The 22,580-nt window shown below is 25.3% G+C and carries 12 protein-coding genes; 8 read left to right on the top strand and 4 right to left on the bottom strand.

All coding sequences use genetic code 4. The features are described from left to right. Positions 1-19: 19 nt before the first annotated feature. The 4 genes from JRW51_RS02600 (at position 20) to JRW51_RS02585 (ending at position 13,109) form a co-directional block, all read left to right on the top strand. Positions 20-493, top strand: coding sequence for a metallophosphoesterase family protein (locus tag JRW51_RS02600; protein ID WP_250328626.1), 474 nt, complete (start codon positions 20-22; stop codon positions 491-493). A 56-nt stretch (positions 494-549) separates the two neighbouring features. After that, a complete protein-coding gene (locus JRW51_RS02595) occupies positions 550-1,836 on the top strand; it encodes an alpha/beta hydrolase (protein ID WP_250328625.1) in 1,287 nt (428 codons plus the stop codon). A 252-nt stretch (positions 1,837-2,088) separates the two neighbouring features. After that, positions 2,089-8,460 carry a hypothetical protein gene (locus JRW51_RS02590; RefSeq protein WP_250328624.1) on the top strand — a complete coding sequence of 2,124 codons (6,372 nt, stop codon included), beginning with the start codon at positions 2,089-2,091 and terminating at the stop codon, positions 8,458-8,460. Positions 8,461-8,573: 113 nt separating this feature from the next. Beyond that, positions 8,574-13,109 carry a PolC-type DNA polymerase III gene (locus JRW51_RS02585; protein ID WP_250328623.1) on the top strand — a complete coding sequence of 1,512 codons (4,536 nt, stop codon included), beginning with the start codon at positions 8,574-8,576 and terminating at the stop codon, positions 13,107-13,109. On the opposite strand, the gene JRW51_RS02580 is transcribed toward JRW51_RS02585, so the two are convergent. After that, positions 13,106-14,134 carry a hypothetical protein gene (locus JRW51_RS02580; RefSeq protein ID WP_250328622.1) on the bottom strand — a complete coding sequence of 343 codons (1,029 nt, stop codon included), beginning with the start codon at positions 14,132-14,134 and terminating at the stop codon, positions 13,106-13,108. The two genes, JRW51_RS02585 and JRW51_RS02580, sit on opposite strands and share 4 nt — an antisense overlap. A gap of 134 nt (positions 14,135-14,268) precedes the next feature. On the opposite strand from JRW51_RS02580, the gene JRW51_RS02575 reads away from it, so the two are divergent. From JRW51_RS02575 to JRW51_RS02565, 3 genes are all read left to right on the top strand, one after another. Continuing rightward, entirely contained in the window at positions 14,269-15,141 is an 873-nt protein-coding gene (locus JRW51_RS02575; protein ID WP_250328621.1) for a deoxyribonuclease IV, read from the top strand. A gap of 43 nt (positions 15,142-15,184) precedes the next feature. Further along, positions 15,185-16,015 (top strand): YlqF/YawG GTPase family protein, encoded by an 831-nt coding sequence (locus JRW51_RS02570; RefSeq protein WP_250328620.1) that lies wholly within the window; start codon positions 15,185-15,187, stop codon positions 16,013-16,015. A gap of 289 nt (positions 16,016-16,304) precedes the next feature. Further along, positions 16,305-18,146 carry a PTS transporter subunit EIIC gene (locus JRW51_RS02565; protein WP_250328619.1) on the top strand — a complete coding sequence of 614 codons (1,842 nt, stop codon included), beginning with the start codon at positions 16,305-16,307 and terminating at the stop codon, positions 18,144-18,146. 75 nt (positions 18,147-18,221) lie between these two features. On the opposite strand, the gene JRW51_RS02560 is transcribed toward JRW51_RS02565, so the two are convergent. From JRW51_RS02560 to JRW51_RS02550, 3 genes are all read right to left on the bottom strand, one after another. Further along, a complete protein-coding gene (locus JRW51_RS02560) occupies positions 18,222-20,360 on the bottom strand; it encodes a hypothetical protein (protein ID WP_250328618.1) in 2,139 nt (712 codons plus the stop codon). Positions 20,361-20,557: 197 nt separating this feature from the next. After that, positions 20,558-20,857, bottom strand: coding sequence for a hypothetical protein (locus JRW51_RS02555; RefSeq protein ID WP_250328617.1), 300 nt, complete (start codon positions 20,855-20,857; stop codon positions 20,558-20,560). Between the two features lie 215 nt (positions 20,858-21,072). Then, positions 21,073-22,008, bottom strand: coding sequence for a hypothetical protein (locus JRW51_RS02550; protein ID WP_250328616.1), 936 nt, complete (start codon positions 22,006-22,008; stop codon positions 21,073-21,075). Between the two features lie 390 nt (positions 22,009-22,398). Between JRW51_RS02550 and JRW51_RS02545 the strand changes: the two genes are divergently transcribed. Next, positions 22,399-22,557, top strand: coding sequence for a hypothetical protein (locus tag JRW51_RS02545; RefSeq protein WP_250328615.1), 159 nt, complete (start codon positions 22,399-22,401; stop codon positions 22,555-22,557). The last annotated feature ends 23 nt before the right edge of the window (positions 22,558-22,580 follow it).

Genomic DNA, 22,580 nt, shown 5'->3' with positions numbered 1-22,580 from the left:
CCTTAAATATTTTAATTTTATGATAAGAATATTATTAGTTTCAGATAATCACGGTGATAGATCGATGATTAAAAAAGTTCTCCAAGAGGAACCTCATTGTAGTGTTAAAGTTCATTGTGGCGATTCTATGATGAGTTATGAAGCGATTAAAAAAGATTTTACTTATTGTGTTCGTGGTAATAATGACATAGATCTTAAATTCCCTGAATTTGAAATTTTTAAAATTTATAATTGAAATATTATTGTTGTACATGGTGATATCATAACTTATAAAAGATCTAATCACCAAGAAGCGTATGCTAAGTTTGCAAAACAATATAACTGTAATGTTTTATTACACGGTCATATTCATCAATTGTTTGATCAAGAGGTTGATGGGGTTAGAATTATTTCCCCTGGATCTTTAGCATATCCGCGATCTTTAGTTGGTAAATCATATATGGTTTTAGAATTAAGTAAAGATAAAATTTTAACTTATGTTAAAATAACTTAATATTTATCTTTCTTTTTTAATTTCTAATTTTTAGAACAATCATTTTTATTATTTTCATGAAGTTAAAGTCAAAAAAAAGTAAAGTAATCTGTTTAATTTTAGCTTTTATAGCAGGAATATATATATTCGCTAACATTGCGGTTGGACCGATTATCGGCGTTTATCTACCGCAACAATTTGCTTCATGTCAAATCGATGCCTGTAAAGGTAATTTAGAAAATGTTAATTATTTATTTTCACCCAATATACCACCACCACCTCCTATTAAAAAAAACATTTCTTCATCACCACCTCAACCAGAAAATGGCCATTTAGATATTGAGACTTTAAAGGCTTTAAATATTGATGGGTTGCTACTTAATAAAAAATATAAAAGTATACCTTCGCCATTAATTAATCATTTTTATTTAAATGTTAAAGGACCAGGTACCTATCCTTCTTATGTTATTTCAGGCTATACAATAAAATCGCCATTTCAACCTTCGCCAGAACATCCTGAATATGCTAATCATTGAGTTATTTTAGTTCACGGCATTCTTTCTGATTGAACTTATTCTTTAATTATCGGTTTAAAATTATTAGAATTAGGGATAAATATTGTTGTTTATGATAACTATTCAGTTATGTCGCATGAAATTGATAACTTTGGTTTTCATGGAACAACTGGTTCCGGAGGGGTTGCGTTTGGACTTTTTGAAGCGTATGGATTACAGGCAGTATATGAAAAAATAAGTCAAAGAGCAGATGCTTCTACAATTGGTATTTATGGAGCAAGCATGGGTGCTGCTACGGTTATGATGTTTTCAGATCTATACGGCAATAGAGATTATGTTGCAGAAGGTTCTAAACTAGATTATATTATTCAAGACAGCGGATATGCTTCTCTTATGGCTGAAGTTGAACATGTTTTATGAGATACCTACGATATCCCATTATGATTAGTATATTTTGGAGCTATAAGTTCGACAATAATAGCGAACATATGAAACCCTTATTCAATAAATCCAGCGCATAACATTGCACGAAGTATTGTTCCGATGTATTTTGTTCAAGGGACAGCAGATACATTTGTCCCATATAGTGATAATTTCAAACCATTGCTTTTTTCCTACTACAACGGAATTAGTTTACTATTTTGAACAAAAGTTAAAACCATAGGCAAAATCAAAAGACCAATACCATATTTTAACTTTACAGTTCTTCCAGGTTCTTCTCATGCAGATTCGTTCTTTTGAAACAGAGCAGTTAATAATCATTTCGTGTATTTTTTTGAACAGTCTATCGCTAACGGAGCAGAATCAAGAAAAGATTTTTTAAAAGCACTGTCAAGTGACTATAATTAAAAAATAATACATTTTTAAAATATTTATCTTTTTGATAATTTATTTTTAATAAATGTTTGTTGTTTTATAGACGGAAAATAAGGTTTTATTTTTTTATTTTCCCTAAAATTACGCATATTTTTAGAAAATATATTAAATATACCTATTTTTTTTTATTTTTTTTTAACATAAAATATTAAAAAAGTTGTTACATAAAAATTACTAAAAATAAATCATCAATTTTTTTTATTTAAAGGCGTTAAATATAGGGAAATGAAGAATAAAATAAATTACCAAAAAATTAATATAAACAACGATATTAATCAACATATAAAAGAAAATATCAAATACTTTTATTTAAGTTTAAAAGCAATATTTTTTACAGCGATTAAAAAAGTTAAAGATCCTGAAAATTTCTTATTAGAAAATAAAAAATTTTCAATCAATTTAACAACTCTTGAAGAAGAAATAAATCATTTCATAAAAACGGATTATCAAATTAAAAATTTATTAGTTATCTCAGAAGTAGATAAAATTTTTAAAAAATTTATTTTTCAGATTATTTCATCAAATCTTACAGATAATCATACAGTTAGCTTTATTAATAAAACAAATCTTAAAAAAATAATTTATTTTATTCAAAACCCTTTAATAAATAATTTTGCCAATTATCGTGAATGATTGACTTTACAAAAAACTCATCGAAGCGAAAAAAAAATATTTAATTTTATTTATCTTATTAGTTTATTAACATTTCAAGCTGTTAACTGTTTTGCGACAAAAACAATAGTCGGAAGAATCAACTATGAATTAAAATATCAAAATGATAACTTTTTTATTCCATTAGATTTTTCTCACAAAACGAAGGAAATGATAATTGATTTAAGTAAATCAATCATCAGACAAAACGATGAGTTAGCGATGCAGTTTAAAAATAAAGCTGCAATTTCTAATAAATCATTTTTAGATAAGCTTAATGAATTTCAACATAAACCAATCGAAGAACAATCTATTCTTGTTCCATTTGATATTTATAGCAAGATAACTAACGTTGTCTTGAAAAAAACCTATGGTTTTAGGACTTTAAAAGAAAAAAACTTTTTAAAAATTTTATCTTCGATATTTATATCCAAGTATGCAACTTTAAAAAATGGTATTTTTTTAAAACCTGAATATTTTGATTTTTTACAAAATAATACATATTTAAAAAAACGTAAAATTTATCAATCTTTAATTAATTCAAGTTTATTTTCTGATTACTATTATTTAGAAGTGTATGAAAAAATTAGTGAGATTTTGTTAAATAGTTTTACAAAACATAACCTTGATTTTAAAGCTCAATCTTCAAAAATAATATTTGAAAAATTACCATTAATTATCGAGGATTTTCAAAAAGCATTCTTTGGAGCGAACGTTAATAAATGATTAAATGATGTTAGTTATACATTTCAAAATGCTGAATCATTTTTATATATTAAATCTCCAACTATTAATCATGTAGTTGATCATTTTGTTTTCCCACATCAATATCTTCAACCTAAAAATAAATTAAATCAAGTATACGCCATTGATCCGATGGTTAACTATTTTTATTTAATTTATTCAAATATTTCTAATTTTTGTCCAGAAAAACCTGATGCTTTATATCAACTTACTTCTAGCAATTGTTATTTCTTAAAAATCGGAATAATGATAAACATCGCTAAATCTGTTTATCAAACCATTAAAGAAATTATTGATTATCAAGGCAAAGAGTTTAAAATAGAAGATTGAACATTATTTTTAACAGTCATTGATAATTCTGCAGAATTTGAAAAAAACATTATTTTTTATGATTTCTTTCAATTAAATGAATTTGCTAAAAATATTATTAATAAATTTTTAGTAACGAAAATTAGAAAACATAAAATTATTGCAAAAAATCTATTAGATCACTTTAAAGCAAAAAGTTTTTTACAGTTTTTTAATACCAAGAAATTTTTATACATTCAACTTCACGTTTATTTCATTAATTTTTTAAAACAATTATTTGATGAAAATGAAATCAAATTAATAAAATCAATTTTTTTAATCGATTTTACAATTGTTGGAATGGATCTTGTCAACAAATTATTTTATTTTGATGATATTAAAGAAATAGGTTTATTAAAGAAAAATCAAGTTATTTTTGATAAAGTATTAGAAGAATTTATTCATCATGTTTTTGATTTATTTAACTCAAAATCTGATTTCTTAACAAATCCAGAAAACTTTAAATTTAAATCAAACTTAAAAGAAATTTTTGATAAATTAGTTAGACATAAAGTTGGAACAGAGATATTTTATGTTGAAACGCAAACCTCACTTACAAGACTATCACAGGAAAATATCATCAATGATATATATGCTCTTGCAAAATATTTAAAAGTTTTAATTCAATTTCAAAAAGAAGCGATTTTAAATGTTTCAAAAATAAATAAAGATTTACCTGAATTACATTATTTAGGTTTTGTTTCAAAATTAGATGGGTCTCCGTTGAAGTATAACCTTCATCATTTTTATAAAGGTAATTTATCTTTTGAAACCTTAAAAACAAAAATCATTAACTTTAATAAAGAACAAGTTGATTTAATGAATGAGTTTATGCTTCAAGTTCCTAAAGTTAAGTATTTAGGATTTGATGAAGGAGATGGCGCTTCTGTTCCGTTTCCTACTACATTCAAAGACGATAAGGGAGAAACAATAACATTTGACCAGATTTCTGAAATTATCGAAGGGATAAGAAGATTTAATACCGACCAAGAACAAATTCTATTACAAAAATTAAAAGAGCTTACACCTATAATTGATCTTAAATTTAGAAAAAATGAATATGGGTTTAATTTAACTCCTCCTCCGAATTTATCTGAAATTGAAATCAAAGACAAAGATACTTATTCAAAAACCCTTGATAAAATTATCAATTTTAACAAAGAACAACAACGGATTTGAGATTATTACATAGCAAATATGCCTGCTTTGATTGATTATGGAATATCTGCTTATGATCCAATAACATCTCAGAAAATTTATAAACCAGATGTTCATAAAAGATTAGGATATTTAAAAGAGTATAAAGACGGCAAACAATTATTAAAATTATTCAATGAAATTGAAGCTTGAAATAATCAACAAGCTGCTGTTATTAGAGATCAGTATAAAAATCTTTTAAAAATATATGATTTAGGATTTAGATTTTATTTTTCTGGTGAACCAATAAAATATAAAAGACCAATTCTTGATCTTAAACAAATTCAAGAAGACGATTATCTTCAAAATATCAAAAAACAAATTCACGATTTTAATGAAGAACAAAAAAGTATTTTAGATTACGCTATAAAAACATTGCCTGAAATTAAAGATTTAGGTTTTAAAATAGACCATTTAGGTAATAAACTAAAATACCCAAAACCAAGAATAGTTCCAGAAAACATCCACGATAAAGTTGAATGCGATGAAATAAAAGATAAAATTTTAAACTTTAACCAGGAACAAGAAGAAATTATTTTAAATTGTTATAAACTTCTATCTCCAATTAATGATTTAAAATTTACTATTTATCCAAACGGCGCACCATTACAACATAAAAAACCAGAGATAAATATTACCTTTATTAAGACTTTATATGATTTTGAAAAAATTGAAAGATCAATTACTCAGTTTAACGAAGAGCAAAAATCAATTTTAAAAGAATATAAAAAATTAATTCCTAAGGTTGTAGATTATGGAATTCCACATTTTCCATCTGGAGAAATTATAGAAAAAGTTGATAAATATTTAGATGAAGAAACTTTCAAAAATAAAACAAATATTTTATTAGCTATTGATAAAATTAAAGAATTTAATAAATCACAAATAAAAGCTAGAGAGCAATATTTAAAATTATTAGATCCTGTTCTTGACTTTGGTTTTACAGTTCAAGAAGATATGGCTCCGTTTGGTAAGCCTGTCGTTAAGTTCAACGAATATAATCAATTTATTAAATTAAGTAGTAAAGTAAAAATCTGGAATAATTTTCAAACTAAATGTAGAAACATTCTTTTAAAAAAAATACCGAAAATAATTGATAAAGGTTTCAGACATTATTACACAGGAGAATTAATAAAATATAATTTCCCGCTTTTAAGTAGTGAAGTATTTGAAAATAAATTAGATATTATTAACGCCATCGCTTTAATCAAAAATTTTAATGATGAACAAGAATTAATTTTAAAAGAGCATTTAAAAGAAATTCCTGCTATTGAAGATCATCATATCAAAGAAAATCCAGTCACGCACGAACCGGTGAAACATCAAGTTCCACACTATAAACCTGACGAAATTATAGATTATCATTCATGATTAAATGTAAAAGAATCGATTGAAAGTTTTAATAATGAACAAAAATTTCTTTTAAACTTAGTTAATTTAAATACAAAAGAAATCCTTGATTATGGTTTTATAGAAGAAGATGGTATTAATATCCCTAAACCAACGATTTTAGGAACAAATGTTCTAGATAATGTTGAAAAAATAAAAATTCATCAATCTAATATTGAACGTTGAAATAATTTACAAAGAGAATTATTAAATAAATTCTACTCAAAAATACCACCAATTAAAGATTTAGGTTACTATTCAAAATTTAATGGTTCAGCCTTATCTGTCAGTCGTGATAAATTAGAAATTTTTAAATCTAAAAATAAAATCCAAAAACATTTAATCGATGCTCAAATAGTTAATATTTTAACCTTTAACCAAGAACAAGTATCAATTTTTAAAGATCATTTTAATGAATGTTTAAAACAAATCAAAGGATATTCAATCGATAAATATTTAGATGGTTCACCTTTAAAAAATCCGCTTCCAAAAATTTCAGATATTTGTTCTAATCGCGAATTAACTTATGAAGAAATTTTGGTTTTAAGACAGCAAATCAACCTTTATAACCAAGAACAGAAAAAAATATTTCAGGATTGTTTAAAATCTATTCCTGAGATGCTTGATTATGGTTTTACCTATGAAGACGGCATAACGCAAAAAAAACCTTTATTTGACTTATCTCATATTCGTTCAGTTGAAGAAGTTCATTTTATCGCAAATAAAGTTAATAAGTGAAACGATGAACAAAAATATCTTTTAGAAAATTTAAAAAACACAATCCCTCCTGTTAATAATCTTGGTTTTACTGCTAAAAATAATAATTTACCATTAGATTATTCACAACCATATGTTGATTTAGCAAATATATTTTTAAAACAAGAACTATTAACCCTTAAATCTCAAATTAGGGATTATAACAATGAGCAAAACCAACTATTAGAACAATTAAAAACTCAGATTCCAAGATTAATAAAAACAGATTTTAATAGTAGTTTAAATATCGTCAATCCGTTATTATTAGATATAACAAGTTTAAATTTAAAAGAAGAAGTTATAAATTATATTAAAACATGCAAAATTTGAAATAATGAGCAAAAAAAACTCCTTGATCAAAAATTTCAAACCTTGATTGATACGATTAATGATTTAGGATTTAAATCATATTTAGATGGTTCTCCTTTAACTGCTAAACTTCCTAATCTGCAAGGGATTGACTTTTTAAATGAACTTGATTTTGAAAGATTACACAAACAAATTTTAAACTTTAACCAAGAACAAAGTAAAATTTTTAAACAGTATTATCATAAACTAGATATTGATCAAAAACTACAAGATTTATCGATTATTTGACCATTTGATACGATAAATCATGATGCTTTTTTACTAGATAATGAATCAATTCCACGTTTTAATATCAGCGAAAAACTAACAAAACAAAATATTGAGCAAGTTTACCATTTATCAAAACAAATTAATAAAATCAACCAAAAACTATTAAACAGGGTATTTGAATATTATTTTCCAAAAAACCCCCCTAAATTAATCCAAGTTAATCAAGAAATAGTTAAATGATTTTTCCATGACATTAACCCTGAAGTGATTAATAATGAAAAATTGTATAAATTCAAACTTGATCAAAACAGCAAGATAAATCTTTATTACAAAGATTCATTGATTCAACAGTTTTTTTGAACTGAATTTTGTCTTTGTTTTGTTTTAAAATTTGAAAGAACCGATGAGCATTTCTTCATTAACGTTGATGGAGCAAATCATAAAGTGGTTGTTTGAAAAGCGATCGGGCCATTTGATTTTATCTTTTTCTTAGAAAATGGTTTTAAAGTGAAAATAGTTCAAGATCCAAACAATACGCAATGTGTTGTTACTATCTATGACAAAGCTGCTAAAATTTTCAAAAAAATAGAAATCAAAAGCTTTAATAAATATTTATATAACATTGATAGACATGAAAATGCTGGAGTTATTAAAATTTATGAACATAAAATGAATAATTTTAGATTAGCTAAAGAATTAATTTATTCATCAAATACTTTTCAATTCATTGACAGCATTTTCCAAACAGTTCTTTTATATTCTTTAGATCAACAAGAAAGTTTATTATCAGCACAAACAAGAATAGTATCAGCTCATACAAAATTAATTTTAATTCTTGATGAGAATAAAATATCGGTTATTTCAAAAACTATGAATAAATTTTTGAATCGCCTTAACAAACCAAAAAAAATACACAGACCACTTTTAAATTAATTTCTCAACCTAAACATATTTAAGATTAAATAATAGAATACATTTTTCTAATATCTTTTCTACATTTTTTATAATAGTAAATAATAATTTAAATTTTCTTTTACCTTAATAAAATGCTAGATGATACAGAAAAGTTAGACCCAAGAATAAAGAATTTTTTTCTTTATTTTAAATATCAACCATCACCTGAAGAAATAAATATTTGAGAAAAGTTTCAATTTGAAACAATCGAAATAAAAGATAATACAATCCAAATTGTTTTTAAAGTTTTTCATTACTTTTCATACGAATCAATCAAAAATTTTATTGAAAACCTAAAATTACAAAATATTGATATTATTTGTAATTATCAAATTAACACCCAATTTACGAAAGATTTTAAATCTGATTTAAAACTTAAGTTTTCATCATTTAAATTTTTAGATTTTAAACACAAAAAAGATAAAGATCTATTCCAGATTAATTTCAGCTCTCAAGATGATTTAATAAATTTTCAAAAAATCTTAAATTCTGATTTTGATCAATATTTAATTGGTCATTATGGATGGGAATATTTTTTAAATTCAAAACCATTTGTTGAAAATAAAGATCTATCAGAAAGTAACACAACATTAACAGAAACTAAATCTTCTGAAAAAGTTAATCAAGGATCAAATAAGGAAATGATTGAAGAAAAATACAATCATGTTAAACTTGCTCAACCTAAAAAAAAAATATTATCAAACGGTGAAAAATATTCTTTTCAAAACAGGTTTATAAACCCGTTAATTATTGATGAAAAGAAAACCAAGAATGATAGTGATAATAGTCAATCAAATCCTAATTTAATTTTTCAAAGTTCAAAAATAGTGACAAAAAACTCTAATACATTGAGATTTGAAAAAATTTCTGATGTATTATCAAACGTCCATGAAAATGAACAATTTTTTTTAACAGGGACTGTTACTGATTTGCAAGAAACCACCCCCAAAGATTGAACAATATTTCAATTTTATTTAAATGACGGCACTGAAAGATTATGCTTTAAAAAATTTTTTAAAACCAGCTCATCACATTCGACCTTTTTTAATAAGTTTAAAAAACTCCAAAATGACGATTATATTGTTGTTGATTCAACTTACCGGCATGATTCTTATTTAAAACAGGAATGCGGTTTTTTAAAAGATTTTGAAATTTTGCAAAAAAAACCTAAAGTTAAAAAAAAATATAGCAAATATCATTTAAAGCGAACAGAATTATCAGTTCATACCAACATGTCAATGATGGATGGAGTTAATAAAGTCGAAGAATATCTTGAAAGAGCGGTTGAGTATGATTTAGATGGATTAGCAATTACTGATAATAATTCGGTTCAAAATTTCCCATCTGCTTATTATTGAAAGTTAAAAAACAAACCACAATTTAAATTGATTTATGGTTTATCTTTAAATGTTATTCCAAAAGTTCCTGATATTTTTATTAATCAAAAAATTGAAGAATTTAATTTTAAAAAGATTAAACAATTTATTGTTTTTGATCTTGAAACAACAGGCTTTTATGCTTCTGTTAATGAAATAATTGAGTTTGCTGGAATAAAAATCGTTGATGGTAAAATCGTTGATAAACTAGAAATTTTTTTAAAACCTTCTCAACCTATTAATGATTTTATTCAAAATTTAACCGGTATTAGTAATGAAATGCTTAAAGATGGTTATGATCCAAAATCTGGAATTCTTAAAATTAAAGAATTTATCGGTGATTATCTTTTAGTTGCCCACAACGCTCTTTTTGACTATAGCTTTTTACAATCATATTATCTAAAATATTTAGATGATGTTTTATCAAATTTAGTTTTAGACACTTATTCATTAGCAAGATTTATATTAGTTGATAAAAAGAAATTTAGCTTAAAATCATTGGCTGGTTATTTTAAGATTAAGTATCTTGAAAATAGTCCATCATTAGAAAAAAGTAACGATAATTCAGGACCAACTACAAATGCGCACAGGGCAGGTTATGATGCAGAGGTTTTATATGCTTGTTTTTTAAAACTTTTAGAACTGTTAGAAAACAATGGATTGAATGACTTTAAAGATATTTGTCAAATTAAAATTGATGATAATGATAATCGATCAGTAAATTTATTAAAGTATTATGAAACAACGAGAGGTTGGCCGATTAATATTTATGTTAAAAATCAAGCAGGAATTGAAAAACTTTACGAGTTATTATCATTAGCTTCAACCGATTATTGTTTTAAGCGTCCTAAAATTTTCTTTGAAAATATTGAAAAAATGAAAGAACATTTTATTTTAACTTCATGCGATTTTAGAAGTCCAGTCTTTAATTCTGTTATTCAAAATAATTTTTCAGATTTTAAAAAATTTGCTCTTAACTATGATTATCTTGAATTAAATCCACCTCGTGCATATCTTAATTTTATAGGCGATAATAAATTTAAATCAATCACCTTAATTCAAGATATCATAAAAACTTTCATCAAATGAGCAAAAAAAATTAATAAACCTGTTATTGTTACATCAAATTGTTTTTATCTTGATGAAGAAGATTATTCAGTTCGTGATTTATTAATTAAAAATTATAAAAATAAATCATGAACCCATTATTTAAAATCATACGATAATGATCAAAAATCTCCACAAGCCCATTTATATGAAACAAAAAAACTTGTTGATCAATTTGACTTTTTAAATGATAAAGATCTAGTTGAAGAAATTATTTTTATCAATCCAAAAAAAATAAGCGATCAGATAAGCAATGACTTAATTCCAATTAAAAGTAAACTATATCCTGTTGTTATCGATGAAAATGCATCAAATTTAATTAAAAAGATCTGTTATCGTAAACTTGAAAAGATCTATGGTAAAAATCCTGATAAATTGATTATTTTCCGTCTTGAAGAAGAGTTAAAAATTATTATTCGAAATGATTATGCAAATATTTTTTTAATTTCAAATTTAATCGTAAATAAATCTTTGAAAGATAAATACTTAGTTGGTTCAAGAGGATCGATTGGCTCATCTTTTGTTGGTTTTTTACTAAACATCACAGAGGTTAATCCGCTTCCTGCTCACTATGTTTGTCCATCTTGTCATTATCATCATTTCGTTGATAAAAACATTGATTCAGGCTTTGATTTAGATATCATTCCATGTCCTAAATGTTCAAACCAAATGGTCGGCGATGGTCATAATATTTTCTTTGAAACGTTTTTAGGAATCGATGGAAATAAAGTTCCTGATATTGATTTAAACTTTGCAAGTAGTTATCAAAATAAAATCCATCAATTTGTTGTCGATCTTTTTTCACCTAAACAAGTTTTTAGAGCAGGAACAATTTCTAAAATTCAAGATAAATTAGCTTATAGTTATTTTATGGAATATGCTGAGAATAATCCAGAAAAAGTTTATCAATTAAATAAAAGTTTAATCATTAAAAAATTAACTGGCATTAAAAAAACTTCTTCACAACATCCAGGCGGATTTGTTATTATTCCGAAAGGGATGAACATTAATCAATTTACACCAGTTTGTTATCCAGGCGATGATAGAAAGGCTGATTTCAAAATTACTCATTTTGATATTGATGTTATTCACGATATTCTTTTGAAATTAGATTTATTAGGGCATTTAGATCCTGAGGTAATTTCAATTATGACGAAACTGGTTAATAAAAGCGCTTTGTTAAATCAAATCAGTTTTCATGATAAAAAGATTCTTTCTTTATTTAGATCAACTGAAGCGTTAGGTTATAAAATTAAAGGTTTGGTAAATGATTCAATTGGTGTTATCGGAGCACCTGAATTTGGGACAAATTTTGTTAGAAAAATGTTATTAGATGGTAAGCCAACTAAATTTTCTGATCTAGTTCGAATCTCAGGTCTATCACATGGAACGAATGTTTGAATTAATAATGCTAAAAATTTAATTTTAAAGAAAAATCATAAATTAAAAGATGTTGTTGCCTGTAGAGATGATATCATGATTAATTTAATCGATGCAGGAGTAAATCGTAATTTAGCTTTCGAAATCATGGAATCAATTCGAAAGGGGAAAGGTTTAAATGCTGATTATGAACATATTTTAAAAGAAGCAAAAATTCCTTCTTGATATATTGAATCATGTAAAAAAATAACTTATCTTTTCCCTAAAGCGCACGCTACAGCCTATGTTATGATGGCGTGAAGGATTTTATGATTTAAAATTTATTATCCTCTTGAATATTATTCAGTTTATTTTTCAGTTCGTTGCACTCATTTTGAACCAGAATTTTTAATTTTAAAGGACCCCTTTTTAATTAAAAAACGCTTAAATGAAATAAAGGCAATTGATGAAAAAAGACAAACAAGCGAAGAAAAAGATTTAATTACATCCTATGAAAGTGCGTTAGAGTTTATAGCAAGGGGTTTTAGTTTTGAACAAGTTAATCTCCAAAAATCAGATGCCTATAAATTTATTATTGATCATGAAAGAAATTCATTAATTTTACCATTTAGATCAATTAAAGGTCTTGGTGATATAGTTGGTAAAAAAATTGTCGCATTTCGTAAAAGTAATCCTGACTTTAATCATCAATTATTTAAAGAAGCAAAAATTTTAAACCAAACACAGTTAAAAATTTTTAAGAACTTAAATATTATTAACGATTAATTTTTAATTTTATTTGAACAAGATATTTCGATTTTTTCTCCTGCAAAAAGATTTTTATTGTATAAATCATCTAACTCATATATTAAATCGCCATTAAAATGGTTCTTTTTATGATTATGATTGATTCTGATATTTTTATAAATAATCTTTTTAACATAACATGAACTATTAGAATAATGTTTTTTAGCAGTTTCTTTATTTTCCCCATATCAAGTTTTGGGATTTAAAAAAATAATATCAGCGGTTAGAATAATATTCATTAAATAATTTTGAGTTTTAACAATTTTAGAATCAAGATTATCGATTCGTGAAATAATTCCTGCTAAATTTTTAAAATTACTTAAATTCTTAAATTTTATTTCCAATTTTAGATCGTCAATATTTTTATTTTTTAATTTTAATAATTTAAGATTTTTTGAATATTTACTTTTAGCTAAATTTAAAAGACTACCATTTTGATCTAAATTGATCATTTCGTTTGTATATAAAGTATGAATTTTTCAATAATTTTTATCAATACCTAAAAAACTTTTGGCTAAAAAATCGCTTTCTAAATGATGAAAGTAACCATATTCATCAAATTCTATTTCTTCAAGCGCTTTAATATTACCTAATTTATCAAGTCTAAAATTAAAGCAAACAACGATTGAACCAAAATTTTTACTGCCTTTTAAAATTGTTAAAACCCCGACAAATTCTTTTAATGGTTGAAATGTCGTAAATTTATATCATCCTATCATTCTTGCTTTTAAGTAATCATTTATATTTCTTTTTTCTCATGTTGATATAATTAATTTACTTTCTGCAAAAATAGATTTATCGATATTTTTAATTTGAATTTTTTTAGGACTTATATATGAAAGGTATTGGTTAATAATATCAGTAAAAAGTTTTATATCATTATCATTACCATTTAATCCGTGGTACAATGTTGTTTCACCGAACGGATATCCGCTGGCTGGAATATTTCAAAAATTTCAACCTTTACTAATTATTTTTAATTTATATTTAGAAAATTCTTTCATATTTTTCTATAAAAACCATTTAATTAAACAAATATGGATGTATAAAATTCATTTCCTTAATGTTCTTTGATTAAAGCATTTTTTTGAATAAGAAAAAGTAGAAGATTTTGATTTTGAAAATAACAACCAATAATATGAAAAATAACTATAAATTGATCATTGGATCGCATACCCCATTAACCGCTCCTGACTATCTTTTAGGAAGCTTAAAGTTTTCATTGGCCAATAAAGCGAACTGTTTAATGATTTACACAGGCGCTCCCCAAAACACGATTAGAACAGACATTAATAAGTTTAAAATTAAAGAGACTAAAGAGTTAGCATTAAAAGAAAATTTTAGTTTAGAGCATATCATTGTTCACGCTCCATATATCATTAATTTAGCCAATCCAGTTGATCCAGTTAAACAAGAATTTGCAGTTAAATTTTTGAAAGAGGAAATTAAACGAACTGAAGCAATCGGAGCAAAAGTTTTAGTTGTACATCCTGGATCATATGTCTCAGGAACCCTAGAAGATGGCCTTAAGACATGTATTAAATCTTTGAATGAATCTTTAACGAAGGATATGAAATGTAAAGTTGCCCTTGAAACGATGGCTGGAAAAGGACATGAGATATGTTTTAAATTTGAACATTTAAGATATATTTATGACAATTTAAAGTTAAAAGAAAAAGTTGGTTTTTGTCTTGATTCATGTCATTTACATGATGCAGGATATGATTTAATCAATGATTTAGATCATGTTATTGATGAATTTGATCGAATTGTTGGGGTTGATAAAGTCATCGCAATTCATGTTAATGATTCAAAAAATCCAATCAGCGCCCACAAAGATCGCCACGAAAATCTTGGGCATGGTCATATTGGGTTTCAACCTTTAATAAATTTTATTTATCATCCAAAATTGAATGGTATTCCAAAAATATTAGAAACCCCTTATATTGACAATAAACCACCTTATAAGGAAGAAATAGAAATGATTAGATCAAAGCAATTTCATCAATAATTTATCTTAAAATCGCAAATATTAAAATTTAACAGAACAACATATGAATACATGATATCCTGGTTATATGAAAAAATATAACGATTATTTTGTTAAGAATCAGGATAAATACGATGTTATTATTACATTAGCTGACGCAAGGGCTCCAATCGCTACACTTGATTTTGATATTTTTAAAAAATTTCCAAACCATACTCACATTCTCGTTTTAACAAAATCAGATTTAGCAGATAAAAGAGAACTTAATCTATTTTTAAATTATTTTAATCAAAGTAAAAAAATACCAACAATTTCCCTTGATCTTTCAAAAAGTTTAAGCAAAGGAACAATTAATAAACTTTTTGATTTGATTATTAAAACTTATCAAAAAAACAACCTAAAAATACCATTAATTTATACAATTTTAGTGATGGGTTTTCCTAATATCGGTAAAAGCACCTTAATAAATCGTTTATATCGAAAAAATATCGTTCAAGCAGCTAATAAACCAGGGGTGACAAAACGCCCCCAACTTTTAAAAATAAATGAAAAATTTTATATTTTTGACTTTCCTGGGATTACAATCAAAAAATTTAGTGATTCCAAACAATGGATTATCGCCAATTTAGTTAACACTTTATCACATAAAGTAGCAGAAATATCAAGCATTAATCAGTTTGCTTTCAGTTATTTATTCGAAAATTACCGAAAAGTTTTAACTAAAATTTTTGCTTGTAATCGATTTGAAGAAACAATAACCTATCTTGAGTTTCTTAATCAAGTTAAAGCCCAAAAACATTTTTCAAGCCTTGAAGCTACAGAAGTTTATATTTTTAACTCTTTTAAAGCAATTAAAGAACCGATAACTTGAGAAAAAATTAATCTTAATTCTTAATTACTTTTCTTTTTTTATTCATAAAAATAACCTAATAATTTAAATTAATAACGTAATTATTCCTTTTTTTACATTTATAGTTTATTTCAAAACAGGTATTCTAAAAATGATATACTATATGAAGTTAAGTGTTGTTTTAAGTGTTTTTATTTTCTTGTTTTTTCTATATCTAAATTAAATATATTAAAAAATATTTTCTTAAAACATAAAATAGACAATTTAACTAACAATAAACTCAAATTTTATATAAAGTATTACAAAGATAACAATAAAATAAATTTTAATGAATTTGAAAAAAATAGATTTTAAGAGAGTCGCAAGTATTTTTACTCGTAAAAAATCTGTTCATCAAGGGGATGCTACCAAAACAAAAATTAGTAAGCACCAAATTAGACAGTTTTTAACAAAACTAAGTGGTGCTTTTTTTGTTGTTATAGCTATAATGCCATTTGCTGGTATTTTGCTAGGGGTTGGAGCGTCAATCACAGGTCAGATTGTTAATCATAATGAAATTGGTTGAAAAATCGGGAATTTCATTAATCAGATTGGGGGAGCGTTGTTTAACAATCTGCCCATATTCTTTACGATTGCGATTGTTGTTGTTTTTACAGGAGAAGGTATTTCGGCTGTATCAGCGATATGAGGTTATTTAATATTCTTGGTAACTCAAGCTTCTATTTTAGCTTTCGTTGGAGTAGTAAATATGCCTTCTGATCAGAATGGTTCGTTTGATTTTCTAGGACTTAAAATCCCAGATTCAATTTTAGCATTGAATCTTGGGATTTTATCACTTTCTACTAGTGTTTTTGGAGGGATTTTAGTTGGGGTGTTAGTTGTATGATGTTATAAAAAATTTAAAACTATACAACTTCCATCTTTCCTATCATTTTTTTCTGGAAATAGATTTGTTCCAATAATTCTTACATTTTTTTCTATGGGTTTGTCCTTCATATTCATGATATTATGGCCTTTTGTTGGGGCTGGATTATCATGATTAGGCGCAAATTCTGGGAAATTAGGTCCTGGGGTTGATTCAGGAATCGTTGCTTTCATTTGGAGAGTTTTAACACCATTTGGAGTTCACCATGCCTTTTATTCACTTCTATGATGAACATCCGCTGGAGGAGAGATTCCAGCTGGTTCACATTTTATGCTAAATGGGCATAGATATGCAGGGCCTGCTTCTGATATTCAAGGTGATCAACATATTTGATTCTGAATGTATCAAAACGGGGTTCCTTTCAATGCCCAATTATTTGATGCAGCTAACAACAAATTAACATTAGATCCAGGTCGATTTATTGGTCCAAACTATCCATTTATGATCGGTGGATATCTTGGAACAGTTTTAGCAGTTATTGCTAGAGCACCAAAAGAACATAGAAAAAAAATCTCTGCAATGATGATAAGTGCTTATGTTTCATCAGTTTCAATCGGGGTAACTGAACCGATGTTCTGAAGTTATATTCTGATAGCACCGTTATTATTCTTTGGTTTTAATTCAATTATGTGTGGAATTGGGGCTGCTGTCGCTTACGGTTTAGGTGGTCACATGGGATCTGCCTTTAGTTGTGGCGGCCTTGACTGAATTTTTTATGGTTTAATACCTGATATTAATGGTTTTGGTACAAAATGTTATTTAGTTATTATTCTTGCTGCTGTATTTTTCCCTATATATTTTGCTGTCTTTTTCTATTACATGAAATGACGTAAAGTACAAATTCCAGCAATCGTTGGCGGACAAGTACAAACAACAGATGTAAAACAAGCTAAAAAACAAATGCGTACCATCGGTATTGGTTCTCAATTAGGTGAAGCGTTAGGCGGAGCTGAAAACATTCTAGCTGCATCAAATTGTGCAACTCGGGTAAGAGTCGATGTTAAAGACACTACTGTCGTTAACGAACAGGCAATTCAAGAGTTAGGGTGCTTTAAAGTTCTTCTGGTTGGCAAAAACTATCAGTTAATTTTTGGTCCAAAAGCTGAAATAATTACAGTTAAATTGAATCAATATTTAACAGAGAAACGCGAGCAACAAGCTGAAGTTGAAAAAAAACTAAACCATGCATCTAAAGAGAAAGATGATCCTGAAATATCTAATAATAACAAAAAATTAGATTCTAAGGAATAATCAAGAAAAAAAACTCTTTATTTTAAAAAAACCATAGCATAACTTGCTATGGTTTTTTTTAATTTAACGATAATTTTATCTTTTAGTTACAGTCACACTTGGAAAATCATCTTTATCGATTTGAAATGTTACATTTACGTTATTTAAAAGCTTAAGAAATTCTTCTTTATCGGTCATAATTTTGATTATTTCAAAATAATTTTTTAGGGTCTCAAAGGTTATAGTTATGTTTACTTTCCCCAAATTAAAAGGTTGTATTGTTATTTTTTCTAAATTATGTTCAACTTCAAATCGATCAATTGGAGCAACCTCAACTTCTGATATTGTTGAAAATATTCAAGATACTTCTTCATCATCGAGCGATTTTAATTCTATTTCTGAAACTATCACTTGATCAATGTTCTTAATTGGATGTTCATTACGTTCAAAATAAGTCTTTAATTGTTGATCAATTGATGCTTCTAATTCTTCTGTTATAGGAAATTTTATTTTATGATACTGCTGAATAAGTTCATTTTTAAGCTTAGCAGACAACTCTTTTACTAATTCTTTTTCAATTAAATCATTAATACTTTTATCAATCGCCCTTGGTGTATATTGAATTAAGTTTTTTAAGGGAGTTTTTGATATTTTTAGTTTTAAATTACCTGTTAATTTTAAACCATTAATATTTACTTTTTTATTATTAAAAAATACATCAGTGTTTAAATTTTGATCGATTATTAATTCTGAATTATTTTCTTCTAAGTTTTGAAAGAAAAGAGTATATCTTTCATCATTTTGTAAAAAGCGATAATTTTGATTAATTTCAGGACTTTGATTTTCTTTCAGCTTTCATTTAATAAAATATGTTATTATTTTAGAAAAATCCGTTTCATCAAATTCAGCTTTTTCAATCTTATCAACTTCAAAAAAATTTAAGAATTTAAAATCATTATCGATATGGTTTATATTAGAAGACAATTCGTGATCATGAACAATTTCTAAACGTTCTTCAAGCAAACTTTGTAATAAATCTCTGTTAGATTCAAATGTTTTCTGCATTTCTTTTTCATTAGCCAATTGTGTCAGTGTGAATCAATCATTAACATCTTCTGTTTCAATTTCATTTAAATATGTTTGGGATGGAACAATATCTTGTTCAATTTGATTTATTGTTGTTTGGTCAACAGTGATATAAAAATTTTCAGTGAAAGAGTTGATCATAGACAATAATCATAATCTTTTTTCACCATTTTCATCAATAGTTTCAATTTGATCATTTTCAATATTTTCAAAGAAAAAACGATAATTAATTTTAAATGATGATGAAAGATCATCATTTTTTATTGTTTCGATATTTTGTATTTTAATAGATTTACTAATAAATTTTTTTTCTATTTCTAACTTTAGTTGATTAATTACTTGATAGAAAATTTCTATTTTGTGTTTATCTTCATATTCATAAATAATTTGATCAGTTAATTTTTGAATAATATATTGTTTTGTTTCTTTTATAAGAAATTCTTGCCCCAATTGTTTTTCTAAAATAGATAACACTTTATCATCTTTTTTTATTTCAACAAAATCAGATTGGAATACGACTTTAATATTTTCAATATTTAGATTAAATATTTCGCTTTCTAACATTTTTTCATGTAACATTTTAGGAAGCGTAAAATGAATATTTACTTCTGAATTCTTAGTTTTAAAAGTATATTGGTTGTTTTCGATTGGAATTATTATTTCTTTTAAAACGCTATTGATAGTAAATGTTATTTTATCATCGTTTTCTTGAACTTGAATCGATGTTATTGGTAAAATATTTTCAGGTCTGTTATGATTAGAAGCATTTTCTTTGTTGGAATATAATCCTTTTAAAGTTCCTTCAATTAATAGATTTAGATCATAATTTTTTTCAATTGAATTAAGCGATTTTTCTATTTCATCTGATAATGTGTCTTTTATTTTTTGATCAATAATATCCCAGAAATATTTATATTGGTAAAATTTTTCGTTGTTTAATGATATAAAATTATTTGATAAACGATATTCGTCAGGAATTAATTTTGTTCCCGACTTTTTATCATTTGTATTTTTTGCATTTTCTTGGATTTTGATTTTTTCTTTTTTCTCTTCTTCGCTACCACATCCACCAAAAATAGAAACAGCAGCTACAGTTGCTGGAATTATTTTTGCGCTTTTCTTTTTGATTTTGTTGAATAGTTTTTTCATCTTAAATACTTGGTTCTGATATTAAAAAGTTAAATTTATGTAAAAAAATTAATAAATTATTTTATGATAATTCTATAAAATAAAAAATTATCAAACATTAGCCAAAATCTTAGCTGTTTAAAAAAAAATTTTATTATTTTATCCCATTATTTTTCAATCATTTAATATTATGATTTGTTAGGATTATTACCTGGATTTTAATTATATTTTTTGATTGTAATATCTGGGAGAATTATAATTTCAGATTCACCATTATTATCTTGATAAATTTTGCTTTCAAACCCTAATAAGGAATTACTTAATTCTTTATAAAATTCTTTGGAATCGGTTAAAGTTTTTATTTCATTAAATTTCTCTTTATTAAATATAAGTTTTATAGTTGTCTTCATTTTTTTAAATTGAAAAGCTTCAATTTTTATAATTGCTTCATTATTACTTAGCGTTAACGATTCAAGAGGATGGAATCGTATGTTAGACATTTCAATGTTTCAATACATTTTATATTCATTGTTCGGTCTCGCTTCTTCTGATTGCTGAATGATTATTTCATCTTTATTTTTTATTTAGTAATAAACAATTTATAAATTTTATTTATAAATAAATATAAATATCTAATTTTAGATATTTTATAACATTTTTTATTTAAAAGAACATTGAAGAAGAGCAGAATGAATTGTAGTTCTAAATAATTATTTTTTTAGATTATTTAAAGTTATGATTGATCAGGATTATCCGCTTGCGCTTTATTATCAATAATTGTAATATCTGGGAGATTGATCGCATTTCCATCATAGTTTTGTATATTTACAATCGAGTATATTCTTTTACCTTTCAATTGTTTGTAAAATTCATTTTTATCAGTCAAAGATTTTATTTGATTTAAATCACTTTTCTTTAAACGAATTTGTATATTTGCATTAATTTTTTCAAATTGAAAAGCTTCAATTGTTATATTTTTTTGACTATCACTGATTGATAATGATTCAAGAGGATGAATTTGTATATTAGATACTTTTAAATTTAAATACACTAAATCTTTATTTAATTTATTTTGTCTTATTGTTTTTTCATCATCTGGATTGTCTAATATTTCTGGTATTGGTTCTTCTGATTGATCAATAATTAAATCATCTATATTTTCGATAATACTTACTCAATTATTAGGTTTTAAATAATTTTTTATATTTTTTTTCACCAAATCCTGTAATGCTTTGGGCATTCTCCCAAAACCATCTTGAGTATATTTTTCTCTAGTTTTAATAAATATATAAATTTTTAATTTTTTAATTACTTCTTGTTCAATTTCTTGTTCAACAAAAAATTTATACATTAAATTGAGATTATTAGGTTGTTGATTTTCATTTAGGCTATTAGGTTGATTATATTTAACTTCATTTGTCTTTTCTTCGTTTTTTTCAACAGGATTATCTTCTTCATCTTCAGTTTCAATAACAACTTGTTCTTTTTTTTCATCAGGATTATCTATTACGTCTTTATTTTCTTCTTTGTTATTTTTATCAGAAACAACTTGCTTTTCTTCTTTTTTTTCTTCTTCGCTGCCACATCCACCAAAAACAGAAACAGCTGCTACAGTTGCTGGAATTATTTTTGCGCTTCTTTTTTTAAATTTATTGAATATTTTTTTCATTTTTTATTTTCATTTTTTATTTAGTAATAAACTATTTATAAATAAAATTTATAAGTAAATATAAACATCTAATTTTAGATATTTTATAACATTTTTGAAAATAAAAAAACATTAAAATTTATCACATTTTTTTATTTTTTTAGAGAATTATTTAAAGCAATAATGATAACAATCGAAAAAGATAAAAAAGTCTATTTTTGTAGATATTTAAAAAACGGTTAGAACAAATATAACTTACAGTAAAATTATCCATAAACTAAAAGCCATGAACTTCCAATTAAGTGTTGTTCAATTAAAAATTTGTACAATAAATTGAGGTTATTAGGTTGTTGATTTTCATTTTTTTCAGCTTGTTGTTCATTTTCGTATAGGTTATTAGATTGATTATTTTTGGCTTCATTTGTATTTTCTTCTTCTTTTGTTACAGTAATATCTTCTTTTTCTTCTTCGCTGCCACATCCACCAAAAACAGAAACAGTAGCTACAGTCGCTGGAATTATTTTTGCGCTTCTTCTTTTAATTTTTCTGAATATTTTTTTCAGTTTTTAATTTTATTTTTTATTTAACAATAA

The organism is Mycoplasma sp. SG1, assembly GCF_023612375.1.
GTDB lineage: Bacteria > Bacillota_I > Bacilli_A > Mycoplasmatales > SG1 > SG1.
The sequence above is the reverse complement of the archived record's forward strand: the minus strand, read 5'-3'. Positions and strand labels throughout refer to the sequence as shown.